At 57.5% G+C, this 14,322-nt stretch carries 14 protein-coding genes; 7 read left to right on the top strand and 7 right to left on the bottom strand.

What is annotated here, in order from left to right:
• The first annotated feature begins 420 nt into the window (after window positions 1–420).
• The 3 genes from citR to F0320_RS05465 all read left to right on the top strand — a co-directional run bounded on the left by citR (window position 421) and on the right by F0320_RS05465 (window position 3,327).
• Window positions 421–1,320 carry a DNA-binding transcriptional repressor CitR gene (citR, locus tag F0320_RS05475; protein ID WP_149323810.1) on the top strand — a complete coding sequence of 300 codons (900 nt, stop codon included), beginning with the start codon at window positions 421–423 and terminating at the stop codon, window positions 1,318–1,320.
• 172 nt (window positions 1,321–1,492) lie between these two features.
• Window positions 1,493–2,716 (top strand): phosphoadenosine phosphosulfate reductase, encoded by a 1,224-nt coding sequence (locus F0320_RS05470; RefSeq protein ID WP_126329015.1) that lies wholly within the window; start codon window positions 1,493–1,495, stop codon window positions 2,714–2,716.
• Window positions 2,701–3,327 (top strand): IbrB-like domain-containing protein, encoded by a 627-nt coding sequence (locus F0320_RS05465; RefSeq protein ID WP_047650561.1) that lies wholly within the window; start codon window positions 2,701–2,703, stop codon window positions 3,325–3,327. The genes F0320_RS05470 and F0320_RS05465 overlap by 16 nt, the downstream gene beginning before the upstream one ends.
• Here the strand turns inward: F0320_RS05465 and F0320_RS05460 are convergent, their stop codons facing one another.
• A complete protein-coding gene (locus tag F0320_RS05460) occupies window positions 3,328–4,488 on the bottom strand; it encodes a pyridoxal phosphate-dependent aminotransferase (protein WP_126329016.1) in 1,161 nt (386 codons plus the stop codon).
• Between the two features lie 122 nt (window positions 4,489–4,610).
• On the opposite strand from F0320_RS05460, the gene F0320_RS05455 reads away from it, so the two are divergent.
• From F0320_RS05455 to F0320_RS05445, 3 genes are read left to right on the top strand one after another with little or no spacing between them, the layout of a single operon-like run.
• A complete protein-coding gene (locus F0320_RS05455; RefSeq protein ID WP_033144913.1) occupies window positions 4,611–5,225 on the top strand; it encodes a methylthioribulose 1-phosphate dehydratase in 615 nt (204 codons plus the stop codon).
• Window positions 5,222–5,911, top strand: coding sequence for an acireductone synthase (gene mtnC / locus F0320_RS05450; protein ID WP_023334872.1), 690 nt, complete (start codon window positions 5,222–5,224; stop codon window positions 5,909–5,911). The genes F0320_RS05455 and mtnC overlap by 4 nt, the downstream gene beginning before the upstream one ends.
• Window positions 5,908–6,450, top strand: coding sequence for a 1,2-dihydroxy-3-keto-5-methylthiopentene dioxygenase (locus F0320_RS05445; protein WP_126329017.1), 543 nt, complete (start codon window positions 5,908–5,910; stop codon window positions 6,448–6,450). Before mtnC ends, F0320_RS05445 begins: the two co-directional genes overlap by 4 nt.
• A gap of 59 nt (window positions 6,451–6,509) precedes the next feature.
• On the opposite strand, the gene F0320_RS05440 is transcribed toward F0320_RS05445, so the two are convergent.
• Entirely contained in the window at window positions 6,510–6,980 is a 471-nt protein-coding gene (locus F0320_RS05440) for an SRPBCC family protein (protein WP_126329018.1), read from the bottom strand.
• 42 nt (window positions 6,981–7,022) lie between these two features.
• Window positions 7,023–8,039, bottom strand: a complete 1,017-nt coding sequence (gene mtnA, locus F0320_RS05435; protein ID WP_126329019.1) for an S-methyl-5-thioribose-1-phosphate isomerase — start codon at window positions 8,037–8,039, stop codon at window positions 7,023–7,025.
• 104 nt (window positions 8,040–8,143) lie between these two features.
• On the opposite strand from mtnA, the gene mtnK reads away from it, so the two are divergent.
• Window positions 8,144–9,343, top strand: a complete 1,200-nt coding sequence (gene mtnK / locus F0320_RS05430) for an S-methyl-5-thioribose kinase (RefSeq protein ID WP_126329020.1) — start codon at window positions 8,144–8,146, stop codon at window positions 9,341–9,343.
• A 49-nt stretch (window positions 9,344–9,392) separates the two neighbouring features.
• Here the strand turns inward: mtnK and F0320_RS05425 are convergent, their stop codons facing one another.
• From F0320_RS05425 to F0320_RS05410, 4 genes are read right to left on the bottom strand one after another with little or no spacing between them, the layout of a single operon-like run.
• A complete protein-coding gene (locus tag F0320_RS05425) occupies window positions 9,393–10,634 on the bottom strand; it encodes an LVIVD repeat-containing protein (protein ID WP_047650554.1) in 1,242 nt (413 codons plus the stop codon).
• Window positions 10,631–11,695, bottom strand: coding sequence for a sugar ABC transporter substrate-binding protein (locus F0320_RS05420; RefSeq protein ID WP_126329021.1), 1,065 nt, complete (start codon window positions 11,693–11,695; stop codon window positions 10,631–10,633). The genes F0320_RS05425 and F0320_RS05420 overlap by 4 nt, the downstream gene beginning before the upstream one ends.
• A gap of 19 nt (window positions 11,696–11,714) precedes the next feature.
• A complete protein-coding gene (locus tag F0320_RS05415) occupies window positions 11,715–12,710 on the bottom strand; it encodes an ABC transporter permease (RefSeq protein WP_023334863.1) in 996 nt (331 codons plus the stop codon).
• Entirely contained in the window at window positions 12,707–14,209 is a 1,503-nt protein-coding gene (locus F0320_RS05410) for a sugar ABC transporter ATP-binding protein (protein WP_126329023.1), read from the bottom strand. The genes F0320_RS05415 and F0320_RS05410 overlap by 4 nt, the downstream gene beginning before the upstream one ends.
• Between the last annotated feature and the right edge of the window lie 113 nt (window positions 14,210–14,322).

Here is a 14,322-nt window from a genome sequence, read left to right as displayed (position 1 = left end):
TGCCAGCCGAAACTGGCGTTGCGTTGCGCTCTACAACCCTTTATATCAAGGCGGTAACAGCCGTTTGATTACACCACCCGCGCAGGGATTGAGCAATCCATAAGAGAGGCATTCCTGCCTATGGCTGTGATAGGTTGTGTCGAACATCATTCCGGAGCGCTATCAATTGATTTTTATTATAAAACCATCGCAATATATAAATGACAATTGTCATTTAAAATGATCGCACCCTTTTTCTAAGATAAAATCATCTCAATCGCTTTTGACGCGCCATTTCAATAATGTGCCACCGTGATATATTAAGATGATTTTAATTTAAAACTAAGAGAGCTAACCAAAAGAGTTATAAATGGTTAGCCTCAAACTATTGTTATCAGTTATATGATAACCACAGCAAACGCAGTACCCTCAGGACGAAACATGGCAAACCTCTATGACCTTAAAAAATTCGATCTTAATCTGTTAGTCATTTTCGAGTGCATTTACCAACACCTTAGTATCAGTAAAGCCGCCGAGACGCTGTATATCACCCCCTCTGCCGTAAGCCAGTCACTGCAACGTCTGAGAGGACAACTTAACGATCCTCTGTTTATTCGTTCCGGTAAAGGGATCACGCCCACGACCGTCGGCGTCAATTTGCATCATCATCTGGAACAAAACCTGAACCAGCTGGAGCAGACTATCAATATCATGCACAGCAGCGGGTTGAAGAAGAACTTTGTCATTTATTGCCCGCATTTTATGAGTACGAAAGCAACGCTTGACCCTATAAAACTGCTCATGGACAACCATAACTATTCAATTGAATTGCATGATGTTTTTCTTTCTCCTGATTCTGCGGAAGATCTCTTAGCCTACCGAAGAGCCGACCTGATATTTTCGTTTTCTTCTTCGAACAGTCACTCTATCGCCTGTAGCCTCTACCATAAGCTTCCTTTCGTTCTCGTTTGTCGGGAGGGTCATCCCCGTCTCAGCGAAAATCCTACGCGTGAAGAGATTCTGAATGAAAACTTCACCGCCTGGCTGAACGATGAGAACAGCTTCAAAGGCTATCAGGAAAAGGCCGATAACCTGTTATTCGAAAGAAATATCGTCTATCGTAGCGACTCTTTTATATCCCTTCTGTCGGCGATCGGTTCGTCCGACCTCATAGGATTAGTGCCCGCACCGGCCTTCGAACAATATGGGCCAGCCCTCAACCTGCGCAAAGTGGAAACAGATACTCAATTACCCAGTATTGATATTTACATGATGTACAATCGTTCCGCGCTCAATAGCTCGGCATTCGCGAGCTTTATTGAAGAAATATCCTTACCGTGAGATATTTCTGTGGTTCTCGCAAAAAATGGGAACCACACCGTTAAAACATTCACCACCGTTATAAAATTACGCGACATATCCGTTACATATCCAATTAATGATTGACTGTTATAATCCGCTCTCTAGTATTGACGCTACAGTCAGGTATTTATCCCTCAGGATGAGAATAAGCATGTCACTTTATAAATACCCTATAAATCAGGATGTACTTACTGCTGCCCGGGAGCGAATAAAATGGACTCTCGAAAATTTACCCAGAACCTGTGTCTCTTTTTCAGGTGGTAAAGACTCCACCGTCATGCTGCATCTGGTTGCCCGACAGGCGCGACTGATGAACATTAAAATAGATGTGCTCTTTATCGACTGGGAAGCGCAGTTTTCCCATACCATTACCCATGTGGAACATATGCGCGAGCTGTACAGCGATGTCATCGACCATTTCTGGTGGATCGCGCTTCCCCTGACAACGCAAAATTCACTTTCGCAATTCCAGCCGGAATGGCAATGCTGGGAACCCGGCAACCGATGGGTCCGCCAGCCACCTGACGATGCGATAACCGATCCCGCTTTTTTTCCCTTCTACCAGCCAGGCATGACGTTTGAAACCTTTGTCCGCAGTTTCTCCGACTGGTTCTCTCGCAATCGCCCGGCAGCAGTTCTGATTGGCATCCGCGCCGATGAGTCTTACAACCGTTTTCTGGCTATCGCGTCGGCGCGCAAGCAGCGGTTTGCCGACGATAAGCCCTGGACCACCGTCGCTCCGGGAGGACATGCCTGGTATATCTACCCTCTCTACGACTGGAAAACCGCCGATATATGGACCTGGTTCGCCAAATCGGGATGTTGCTATAACCCGCTCTATGACCTGATGTTTCAGGCCGGCGTGCCGCTACGCTACATGCGTATTTGTGAACCTTTTGGCCCGGAGCAGCGCCAGGGATTATGGCTCTACCACGTTGTTGAACCCGATCGCTGGGCGGCCATGTGTGAACGCGTGAGCGGTGCGCGCAGCGGGGGGATGTATGCCGGACACGATAACCATTTTTATGGTCATCGAAAAATTCTGAAACCCGAACATCTGTGCTGGCGGGAATATGCCATGCTGCTCCTCGACAGCATGCCGCAACATACGGCTGAGCATTACCGCAATAAAATCGCCATTTATCTGCACTGGTATCAGAAGAGAGGCCTGGAGGATATTCCCGATACCCAGGACGGTGATATCGGTGCCAAAGATATTCCCTCATGGCGCCGTATTTGTAAGGTTCTCCTCAATAACGACTACTGGTGCAGGGCGCTATCGTTCAGCCCAAACAAACCCAAACATTATCAGCGCTACAGCGACAGAGTGAAGGCGAAACGCAAGGAGTGGGGCATATTATGCGACAAAGACTAATCAACGAGATAGAAACGTACCTTCAGTCACTTCCCGAAGAGGATCGCATTAACGCCATAAATGCTTTTCGTGAAGCGATCCATCAACACAGTCCGTTTCGTGAGCAACCGATAGACTGCGTCCTCTGGATCAAACAGGACGCTATTACCGCTAACGACTACAACCCCAATAACGTTGCGCCACCAGAAAAACGGCTGCTCAGTAAGTCGCTGGAGCTCGATGGATTCACTCAACCTATCGTTGTGACAGAAAGTAAACCGCAACACTACGAAATTGTGGATGGTTTTCATCGCCATGAAATCGGTAAAAATCGGGCGGCGTTGAAGCATCAGCTCAAGGGGTATCTCCCCGTCACCTTCCTGCGCCAGGACCGACAGGATAAACATGACCGTATGGCTGCCACTATTCGTCACAACCGGGCGCGGGGTCGACACCAGATTAACGCCATGTCGGAGATCGTTCGCGAGCTGGTGCAGCTTGGCTGGAATGACGAGAGAATAAGCAAGGAGCTGGGAATGGACGGCGATGAAGTCTTGCGCCTCAAGCAAATCAACGGTCTGCTGGAGCTGTTTGCAGACCGCCGTTACTCAGAAGCCTGGACGGTGAAATAATCAGAGCGTGTTAAGACGCTCTGCCGCCGCCAGCAGCGTCGATTCCTGCTTCGCAAAGCAAAGACGAATCAGCTTATGCGGGAAGGGATCGGCGCAGAATACCGACAGTGGAATGGCGGCCACGCCCACCTCTTTCGTCAGCCACTGGCAGAAACTCACGTCGTCCAGATCCGATACCGCGCTGTAGTCGGCGAGCAGGAAATAGGTCCCTTCTGAGGGCAAAATTTCCAGACGGCTTTTGCTTAGCGCCGTCACGAACAGATCCCGACGTTCACGATAGAAGTGCGGCAGCTCGCGATAGTGCTCCGGCTCGGCGCGCAGCATATCCGCCAGCGCCAGCTGAGCCGGCGTGTTCACGGCAAAGGTCAGGTACTGGTGCACCTTGCGCAGCTCGGCGCTGATAGCCGCCGGTGCGACGCAGTAGCCCACTTTCCAGCCGGTCATATGGTAGGTCTTACCGAATGACGAGACGGCGACGGCGCGCTCGCGAAGCTGCGGGTGGGCCAGCACGCTGGCGTGTCCCTCTTCAGCAAAGCAGATGTGCTCGTAGACTTCATCGCTTAACACGTATATTTCACGTTCCGCAATCGCCTGCCACAGCGCGGCGAAATCGGCCTTTTGCCACACCGTCGCCGACGGGTTGTGCGGGGTATTCAGGATCACAAGGCGGGTTTTATCGCTCAGCAGCGCAGCAAACGCCTGCCAGTCGGGGCGAAAATGCGGCGGCTGAAGCGCCACGCGCTTCACCACGCCGCCGGAGAGTTCAACCGCAGGCGCATAGCTGTCGTAGCTCGGATCAAAGCAGATAACTTCATCGCCCGTACGCACCAGCGCGGTGATGGCCGCATACAGCGCTTCGGTCGCCCCTGCCGTCACCGTAATGTCGCTGTTCGCATCGGGCTTATGGCCGTACAGCTCCGCCGTTTTATCCGCAATGGCTTCCCGCAGCGCCTGCACGCCCGTCATCGGCGCATACTGATTCGCTCCCTGCGCCACGTGGTACGCCAGGCGCTCCTGCAGATAGGTCGGGCCGTCGAAATCCGGAAAGCCCTGAGAAAGGTTAATGGCGTTGTGCTGCTGCGCCAGAGCGCTCATCTGCGTAAAGATGGTAGTACCAAGATTGGGAAGTTTACTCTTCGGAATCAATGCGTTATTGCTCATTGTGTTGTGCCTGCTTGTAATACTTATGTTGCTGCCACTATAACACGATGTTAGTCTTTGGCAATCAAGACGCTTAGACGTCTAAACCATATGAATATTCCTGGCCGCGAGGGTAAAAGGAAATGACAGACAACCTGCAACTCACACATCTTGTCGACGCCTGCCGCTGGATTGGCGCCAAAGGCTGGGCGCCCGCCACCGGCGGCAATATGTCGGTGCGTCAGGACGAACGCCTCTGCTGGCTCAGCGAATCCGGCAAAGACAAAGGCAGCCTGACAACGGCGGACTTTCTGCAGGTTGAAATTGCCACCAACCGCGCGCCGTCTGGCCGCAGGCCGTCGGCGGAAACCGGTCTTCACACGCTGATTTATCGCCTGTTCCCGGAAGCCAACGCCGTCCTGCACGTTCATACCGTCAACGCCACGGTGCTGTCGCGTCTGGTCAAAGAAGCCGAGCTCAACATCAGCGGTTTTGAGATGCAAAAATCCCTCACCGGGCAGACCACGCATCTGGATACGGTGGCTATCCCGGTCTTTGATAACGACCAGGATATCGACGCCCTCGCCTCCCGAATCGCCCATTACGCACAGGAACGCCCGCTTAATTATGGTTTTCTTCTGCGCGGTCATGGCTTAACCTGCTGGGGACGCGACGTGGCCGAGGCCCGCCGTCATCTGGAAGGATTAGAATTCTTATTTGAATGCGAAATGCGTTTACGACAACTGGAGAGAGTATGATTCGCGCGATTGTGACGGATATTGAAGGGACCACCAGCGATATCCGTTTTGTCCATGACGTTTTGTTCCCCTACGCGCGTGAGCGGCTGGCGGCCTTCGTGACCGCGCAGCAGTACGCCGAGCCGGTCAAATCCATTCTGGACAACCTGCGTGATGAAATCGGTCACCCGCACGCCAGCGTTAGCGAGCTTATCGACGCCCTGTTTGCCTTTATGGATGAAGACCGCAAATCCACGGCGCTCAAAGCCCTGCAGGGGATCATCTGGCATGACGGCTACGTGAACGGCGACTTTACCGGCCACCTCTATCCGGACGTACTGCCTGCGCTGGAAAAGTGGAAAGCGCAAGGGATTGATCTCTATGTTTATTCCTCTGGCTCCGTCGCCGCGCAGAAACTGTTATTTGGCTACAGCGACGAAGGTGATATTACTCATCTGTTCAGCGGCTATTTTGATACCCACATCGGCGCCAAGCGCGAGGTGCAGTCCTATCAGAACATTGCGGCACAAACGGGCATTGCCCCGTCGCAGATCCTGTTCCTGTCCGATATTCATCAGGAGCTGGACGCGGCTGAACAGGCAGGTTTTCGCACCCTGCAGCTGATTCGCGGTGATGATGACGGCGCAAGCCATCACCATCAGGTCCACCAGTTTGACGAGATTAATCCGGAGCAGATCCCTTCATGAGCGCATTGACCATTTATTCCGATAAAGACGCCAGTCAACACCAGTGGCACAGCACCGATGCCGCCGAGATCGCCCAGCAGCTCAACGCTAAAGGCGTGCGGTTTGAACGCTGGGCTGCGGATCGCGATTTAGGACACGATCCCGCACCTGAAGCCGTGATCGAGGTATATCAGCATGCGATCGACAAGCTGGTGGCAGAGAAAGGCTATCAGAGCTGGGACGTGATCAGCCTGCGCGCCGACAACCCGCAGAAAGAGGCGCTGCGCGCGAAGTTCCTGAACGAACACACCCACGGCGAAGACGAAGTGCGCTTCTTCGTGGAAGGCGCGGGGCTGTTCTGCCTGCACATTGGCGATGAGGTGTATCAGGTGCTGTGCGAGAAAAACGACCTGATTTCCGTTCCCGCGGGCACGCCGCACTGGTTTGATATGGGCTCGGAACCGAACTTTACGGCGATCCGTATTTTCGATAACCCGGAAGGCTGGGTGGCGCAGTTTACGGGCGATGCCATTGCGGATGCGTATCCACGGTTAGCATAATCTTGTCTCCCTCTCCCTGTGGGAGAGGGTCGGGATGAGGGCCTCAGGCCGTTCGAGATTCAACGCGCCAGTCCCTTCACGTACCCCACCAGTTGATCCAGCACAATCCCCCACCCTTCGTGGAAGCCCATCTGCTCATGCTGCTCGCGGATTTCCTTCGTCGGATGACGCGCAATCGCCGTGTAGCGGGTCTTGCCCTCACCCACATCTTCCAGCAGCAGGATCGCCGTCATAAACGGCTTCTCGGCCGGTTTCCAGCCTTCGGTATAGCCGTCGGTAAAGACCAGCTTTTGACCCGGATCGATTTCAAGAAATACGCCCCGATTATCCATCCGCTGACCGTCCACCTCAAACACGGTGTTGAACCGCCCGCCCACGCGCAGGTCGAGGTCGCATTCGGTCACCTTGTGGGGAGCAGGAATGAAGAAGTTTTTGATGTGTTCCGGCGTGGTCCAGCACAGCCACAGCAGGTCGCGCGGGGCATCCACCACGCGCTCCAGTTTTAAGTCAGTTTCAGGATCGAGCGTCACGATAGTGTCCTCTTAAGGGAACCCCTTAAAGGATAGCCGGACTCAGGCGAATTTCCCGTTTGCCACCGCTTCCGGCGTGACCACACCGCTGTCCAGCACCCAGCCGCTAATGAGTGAGGCAGGCGTAACGTCAAACGCCGGGTTATAAACCTGCGCGTTTTCCGGCGCCCACTGCACCGCGCCAAAGCTTCCGGCTACGCCCGTCACCTCGCTGGCGGCGCGCTGCTCAATCGGTATCGCGTCCCCGTTCGGACAGTCCGGATCGAGGGTCGTTTGCGGCGCGGCCACGTAGAACGGAATGCCGTGGAATTTCGCCAGCACCGCCAGGGAATAGGTGCCTATTTTGTTCGCCACGTCGCCGTTGGCGGCAATACGGTCTGCACCCACCCACACGGCGTCTACCAGCCCTTTCGCCATCAGGCTGGCGGCCATGGAATCGGTAATCAGCTGATACGGCACGCCCAGCTCGCCAAGCTCCCACGCGGTCAATCTGCCGCCCTGCAGCAGCGGACGGGTTTCATCCACCCAGACGTTGCTGACGTTACCCTCCTGATGCGCGCGGGCAATCACGCCCAATGCGGTGCCGACGCCCGCCGTTGCCAGCCCGCCGGTATTGCAGTGGGTCAGCAGGCGGCTGCCGGGCTTCACCAGCGCGCTGCCGGCTTTGGCAATCGCGTCGCAAAGCCGTTTGTCTTCGTCAATCAGGCGCAGCGCTTCGGCCACCAGCGCCGGAACATACTCTTCCTGCCACAGCGCAATCTTCATGCGGTCGAGATTGTTCATCAGGTTCACCGCCGTCGGGCGGGAGGCGCGCAGGGTTTCCAGCGCCGCCGCCAGCTCGTCGCGGCTTTTGCCGTTTTCCGCCAGCAGCGCCAGCAGCAGGCTTGCAGAGAGACCAATCAGCGGCGCGCCGCGCACGCGCAGGGCGTGGATGTGCCCTACCAGCGCCTCGACCGTCGAGGCATCCAGCCAGCATTTCTCCTGCGGAAGCGCCTGCTGATCGAGAATAAAGAGCTGATTATCCGCCACCCGCAGGCTGGTCGTCTGTAATGTCTGCATGTCGTTAATTCCCTGTTGCGTTGTTGTAGCACATTGTGTCAGGATGAAATCCAGATGTATAGACGTCTACATGTCTTAATTAGAAAACTCGTGAGGAGCAGGCCATGTCGCAATACCGTACCTTTACCGCTCAGGACGCCGTGGAGTATGCCAGGCAGTTTGGCGGACTTGACGATCCTTCATCGCTGGTAGAGGCGCAGGAAGTAGGCGACGGCAACCTCAATCTGGTATTTAAAATTTTCGACGGTGCGGGCGTGAGCCGCATCGTCGTAAAGCAGGCGCTGCCCTACGTGCGCTGCGTCGGCGAGTCCTGGCCGCTGACGCTGGACCGCGCCCGTCTTGAAGCGCAAACGCTGGTCGAGCACTACCAGCACAGCCCGCAGCACACCGTGAAAATCCACCACTTTGACCCGGACCTGGCGGTGATGGTGATGGAAGATCTCTCCAGCCATCGCATCTGGCGCGGCGAGCTGATCAACAATATCTACTACCCGCAGGCGGCCCGTCAGCTGGGCGAATACCTCGCGCACGCGCTGTTCCACACCAGCGATTTCTTCCTGCATCCGCACGCGAAAAAAGCGCAGGTGGCGAAATTCATCAACCCGGAGATGTGCGAGATCACCGAAGATCTGTTCTTCAACGATCCGTACCAGATCCACGAGCGCAACAGCTACCCGGCCGAGCTGGAAAATGACGTCGCGGCCCTTCGCGACGACGCTCAGCTTAAAATTGCCGTGGCCTCCCTGAAGCACCGCTTCTTCTCGCACGCCGAAGCGCTCCTGCACGGCGATATTCACAGCGGCTCGATTTTTGTGGCCGACGGCAGCCTGAAGGCCATCGACGCCGAGTTCGGCTACTTTGGCCCGATTGGCTTTGACGTCGGCACCGCCATCGGCAACCTGCTGCTGAACTTCTGCGGCCTGCCGGGGCACCTGGGCATTCGCGATGCCGCCGCCGCGCGCGAGCAGCGCCTGAGCGATATCCAGGAGCTGTGGAACACCTTCGCGGAACGCTTCCAGGCGCTGGCAAACGAGAAAACGCGCGACGCCGCGCTCGGCGCGCCGGGCTATGCCTCCGCGTTCCTGAAAAAGGTCTGGCATGACGCCATCGGTTTCTGCGGCACCGAGCTCATTCGCCGCAGCGTCGGGCTTTCCCACGTGGCGGATATCGACACCATTCAGGACGAGGCGATGCGCCACGAGTGCCTGCGCCACGCGATAACGCTCGGCAAAGCGCTGATTGTCATTGCCGACCGCATCGACAGCGCCGAAGATCTGGTGGCACGGGTGCGTCAGTACAGCTGAGTGCATTTGGTTTTCTCCCTCTCCCCGTGGGAGAGGGAGAAAACCGCACTCACCCCAGATACTCAATCACCGACAGCCCGCCGTTATAGTCCGTGCTGTAAATAATCCCCTGCGCATCCACAAACACGTCGCACGACTGGATCACCTGCGGACGATTTGGCCGCGTGTCCATCATTCTCTCCGGTGCGGCGGGCACCAGCGCGCCCGTTTCCACCGGTCGATACGGATTGGAAATGTCATACGCGCGCACGCCCGCATTCTGATACGTGGCAAAAATCAGCGTCGAGCTGACAAAGCTCCCCGGCCGGTTCTCGTGCAGGTTATGCGGGCCAAAATGCGCCCCTTTCGCCACGTAGTCGGTTTCATCCGGCTGCGGGAAGGTCGAGATGCTGACCGGGTTCGACGGCTCGCGGATATCAAACAGCCAGATCAGCTTTTCGCCGTCCTCCTGGTTATCCAGCACCGCTTCGTCCAGCACCACCAGCAGATCGCGGTCCGGCAGCGGCAGCGCGGTGTGCGTCCCGCCGCCAAACGGCGGGCTCCAGTTGCGGTGGCTAATCAGCTTCGGCCGGGTGCGGTCCTTCACGTCCAGCAGCGTCAGGCCGCCGTCGCGCCAGCTGCCGTAGGCGGTATCGCCCGCGATAATCGCGTGGTGCAGCGCGTAGCGTTTCCCTTCCGGCCAGTTCGGCTTCTCCCCTTCGGCCTGGTTCATCCCCGGCAGCCACCAGCGCCCCGCCACTTCGGGCTTACGCGGATCGGCCAGATCGATGGTCAGGAAGATGTAGTCGGTAAAGCCGTCAATCAGCGCTGAAACGTAGGCCCAGCGTCCGCCGACGTACCAGATGCGGTGAATTCCGATTCCGCTCAGCGACAGAAAGCCGATTTCGCGCGGCCTGTCGGGCGTGGAAATATCAAACACGCGAAGTCCGGCGCTCCAGCCTTTGTCCTGCACGTCGCTGACGGTCTCCCCCACCTGGCGGGTGTAATAGACCTTCTCGTCGGCAAAGCGGGCATCGGCAAACAGATCCCGGGCGTTAATTACCAGCAGCAGGTCGTCATGCGCCTGCAGGTGCACGTTCCAGGTGCCGGGCGGCGCGGGCACGTAGCCCGCCGCTTTCGGGTTTTTCGGGTCGCGCACGTCGACAATCGAAAAGCCCTGCGACACCATATGGCCGATCCAGGCGAAACCGCGATGGACCATCAGCTGCACGCCGTCCGGACGACCGCCCTGATCGCTATGGCCAATCAGCCGCATATTGCGGCTGTATTCAGGCGTAGGGAGCACGCTCATTTATTTTTCGCTTCCAGCGTCGCAAACCACGGCGCGATAAAATCTTCCGTCTGGCCCCAGCCCGGAATGATTTTCCCCAGTGACGCCACGTTCACCGGGCCCGGCTGGGCGGTCAGCAGCGCCTGAGGAATAGCCGCCGCCTTAAAATCGTAGGTCGCAGGCGTCGCTTCCCCGGCAATCTTGTTCGCCACCAGACGCACGTTGGTCGCGCCAATCAGCTTCGGATCCACCGCCACGCTCACCTTCCACGAACTGCCCGGCTCGCGCATCAGCTGCAGATCCTGGTTGGAGATATCGATGCTGTAGAGCTTGATCTCGGTGCGGCCGTTCTCTTTCAGCGCCTTATACGCGCCCTGGCTGAAGGCGTCCCACGTGCCCCAGATGGCGTCGATTTTGCCTTTCGGGTATTTCGCCAGGATCGCACCCACCTTGTTGGCGGTATCGCCCTGCACGTCAGAGGAGACGGCACCGATAGACTCCAGCTCTTTGATGTCCGGATACTGCTTTTGCAGCACTTTATACGCCGCCTGGCGACGCTCCATCGGCGGGAAGCCCGCCACCCACAGCTTGACGATATTGGCCTTGCCGTTGAAATCTTTCGCCAGCTGGCCGAAGGAGAGGTTCGTCAGGGAGGCATCGTCCTGCTGCGTGACGGTCACGCCCGGGATCTCGCCGTTAACCGCGGTATCGAATACTGAAACTTTGATGCCGGCATCCACCGCTTTCTTTACCAGCGCGGTAGAGTAAGGATCGCGCCCCTGGGACAGGATAATCCCGTCATACTTCTGGCTGATCGCCTGGTTCACAAAGTCCTGGAATTTGGCGTCGTCCCCGTTGCTTAAAAAGGTGCTGACCTTAAAGCCGAGCTTTTTCCCTTCCTGAATTGCCCCGGCAATAAACTGCGTGGTGTTGTCGTCTGAGCCGAGGTTACGGATCACCGCGATGCGGATCGGGCCGTCATGGTTCGCAATGGCCGCCGGAAGCGGTGCGGGCATAGCCGCGAAGCCAGGCAGAGCAGTGAATAACCCTAATGCCACCAAAGAGAGTGCAATCTTTTTCATTTTTTATCCCGTTGTGTTGTCAGCGTTTTTGTATGTAGGTAATCGCCAGCGCTACCGCGAGCACCAGCCCTTTTATAATGTCCATGGCGTAATACGGCACGGAGAGCATCACCAGCCCGTTCGACAGCACGCCGAGAATGACCGCCCCGACCAGGGTTCCCAGCGCGTTCGGCTTGCCGGATCCGGCCAGCGAGAAGCCAATCCACGCCGCCGCCACCGCATCCATCAGGTAGCCGCCGCCCGCATTCACCTGCGACGAACCGATGCGCGAGGCCAGCAAAATCCCGCCCAGGCCCGCCAGCAGCGAGGCAATCACGTAGGCCGCCACTTTGTAGCGCGTGGTGCGAATGCCGGAGAGACGCGCGGCTTCGGGGTTGCCGCCGATGGCGTACATCCGGCGCCCGTGAGTGGTCAACGAGAGGCCCAGCTGCGCCAGAACGGTCACCACCAGCATGACGATCACGATGGTCGGCACCTGCCCCAGCAGGCTGAACGCCGCCGGAATGGTCCCTTCCGCCATGTCGCCGCTCGGCAGCACCATGTTCTCGGTAATCGACCCGCCGTAGCTGTAGGTCATCGCCACGCCCTGAATGACGAACAGGCTGGCAAGCGTCGCGAGCATGTCCGGAATACGCAGGATGACGATCAGAAAAGCGTTAAACAGCCCCACCAGGGTGCAGAGCGCGAGGGTGATCAGAATCGACTCGGTGGTACCAAAGCCGTGCCAGACGAAAAGCGAAATCACCAGCGCGTTCGCCAGCGAGGCGGTCGATCCGACCGACAGATCGAACCCGCCGATGGTCAACGATATCGACACGCCAATGGCAATCACCGTCACGATGGCAATCGAGCGCAGAATATTGATGATGTTGTTCGGATCGAGGAAGCTGTCCGACGCCAGGCCAAAGACGGCCACCAGCGCGACGACGGTCAACAGCATGCCCCACCTGTAGAGAAAATCGAAAATCTGCTGGCGGCCAGACGCCGCCGCGTTCACTGAAAGGGCCTTGCTCACGACGCCGTTCCTCCGGTTGAATAATAAAGTAGTGTCTCTTCGCGGGCCTCGGCCCCGGCGATTTCCGCCACGATGCGCCCGTCCCACAGCACGCAGATGCGGTCGCACAGCCCGACCAGCTCGGCAAACTCGCCCGAGGCGTAAATCACCCCTTTGCCCTCACGCGCCAGGCCGTCAATCAGCTGGAACAGATCGGTTTTGGCCTTCACGTCCACGCCTTTGGTCGGCTCGTCGAATATCAGCACGCTGGCGTCATTGCGCAGCCATTTGCCGATGGCGACCTTCTGCTGGTTGCCGCCAGAAAGACGGCGCAGCACCTGCCCTGGCCCGCGCGTACGCACGCCGACGCGGGCAATCACCTCTTCCGCCCAGCGCCACGCCTGACGATGGCCGAACAGGCTCCAGCGCGAAAAGCTGTTATCTGCCGTGACCGCCAGGTTCATGCTCACCGGCTCGTCGATAAAAATGCCCTCTTTGCGCCGCTCCTCCGGCACCAGCGCCAGACCGCGCAGCACGGAATCCACCGGATCGCGCGGCTGCCAGGATTGAAGATTCAGCTCACCGCGCGCCACGCGGCTTTTTGTGGCGCCAAAAAGCGCCTTGCAGAGTTCGGTTTTTCCCGCGCCCGCCAGCCCGGCAATCCCGAGGATTTCGCCTTTGCGCAGGTGCAGGGAAATATCTTTCAGCAGCGCGTCATCGTGCAGACCTTCCACCCGCAGCAGCGTCTCGTCGCCGTGCGGCGGCCGCGCGGGCGGATAGATATCGCTCAGCACGTGTCCGAGCATCTTCTCGACGATCGCTTCGCCGCTGAGATCGGCCATCGGGCCGGACTCGATCAGCTTGCCGTCGCGCAGCACCGTCAGGGTGTCGCAGATGGCCTTCAGCTCGTGAATGCGGTGGGAGATAAACACCACGCCGATGCCCTGCTGCTTTAAACGTCTCACTACCGCAAACAGGCGCTCGCTCTCGTGCGCGTCCAGCGGCGCGGTGGGCTCATCAAGAATCAAAAAACGGCAGTGGTGGGACAAGGCGCGTGCCAGCAAAATCTGCTGCTTTTCGGCCAGCGAACAGCCGTCGATGGAACGGCGAACGTCCAGCGTCACGTCGAGCTGCGCCAGCGCCTGTCTCGCCTGCTGGCGGATCGCGCGCCAGCTGAAGCGATGCCCCGGCAGCGCCAGCTGGTCGAGCATGATGTTTTCGGCAATGCTTAACCCCGGGATCAGCGCTACGTCCACTTCCTGCTGCACGAGGTGGATCCCCAGCCGTTTGGCATCGAGCGGTTCACGGATGCTCACCGGCTGGTTGTTAATGCTGATCTCGCCCTCATAGTGGTCGTGCGTGCCGCACAGCACCGCCATCAGGGTCGATTTCCCCGCGCCGTTGGCGCCGGTCAGCGCGTGTACGGACCCGCCGGTTAAGGTGAAATTCACGCGCGACAGCGCCTGAAAGCCGGAAAAGGCCAGGCTGATACCGCGCATCTCAAGGCGACTGGAAACCATCCGCGTAAATCCTTCATTACTCTTCTGATTTATCGAATTTTTCACAGCTCCGGTTGACTGACAACGACGGAAAAGGCATAAGTTAAAGCGAAATATTATTAGCCATCCGGATG

The organism is Enterobacter dykesii (assembly GCF_008364625.2).
GTDB classification, from domain to species: domain Bacteria; phylum Pseudomonadota; class Gammaproteobacteria; order Enterobacterales; family Enterobacteriaceae; genus Enterobacter; species Enterobacter dykesii.
This window is presented reverse-complemented; position numbering and strand designations above follow the sequence as displayed.

Bases quoted from the DNA above. Each gene is read 5' to 3' on its own strand.
- mtnC (WP_023334872.1), top strand. From the start codon at position 5,222: ATGATTCGCGCGATTGTGACGGATATTGAAGGGACCACCAGCGATATC.
- F0320_RS05465 (WP_047650561.1), top strand. From the start codon at position 2,701: ATGCGACAAAGACTAATCAACGAGATAGAAACGTACCTTCAGTCACTT.
- F0320_RS05455 (WP_033144913.1), top strand. From the start codon at position 4,611: ATGACAGACAACCTGCAACTCACACATCTTGTCGACGCCTGCCGCTGG.
- F0320_RS05410 (WP_126329023.1), bottom strand. From the start codon at position 14,209: ATGGTTTCCAGTCGCCTTGAGATGCGCGGTATCAGCCTGGCCTTTTCC.
- mtnK (WP_126329020.1), top strand. From the start codon at position 8,144: ATGTCGCAATACCGTACCTTTACCGCTCAGGACGCCGTGGAGTATGCC.
- citR (WP_149323810.1), top strand. From the start codon at position 421: ATGGCAAACCTCTATGACCTTAAAAAATTCGATCTTAATCTGTTAGTC.
- mtnA (WP_126329019.1), bottom strand. From the start codon at position 8,039: ATGCAGACATTACAGACGACCAGCCTGCGGGTGGCGGATAATCAGCTC.
- F0320_RS05420 (WP_126329021.1), bottom strand. From the start codon at position 11,695: ATGAAAAAGATTGCACTCTCTTTGGTGGCATTAGGGTTATTCACTGCT.
- F0320_RS05445 (WP_126329017.1), top strand. From the start codon at position 5,908: ATGAGCGCATTGACCATTTATTCCGATAAAGACGCCAGTCAACACCAG.
- F0320_RS05460 (WP_126329016.1), bottom strand. From the start codon at position 4,488: ATGAGCAATAACGCATTGATTCCGAAGAGTAAACTTCCCAATCTTGGT.
- F0320_RS05470 (WP_126329015.1), top strand. From the start codon at position 1,493: ATGTCACTTTATAAATACCCTATAAATCAGGATGTACTTACTGCTGCC.
- F0320_RS05425 (WP_047650554.1), bottom strand. From the start codon at position 10,634: ATGAGCGTGCTCCCTACGCCTGAATACAGCCGCAATATGCGGCTGATT.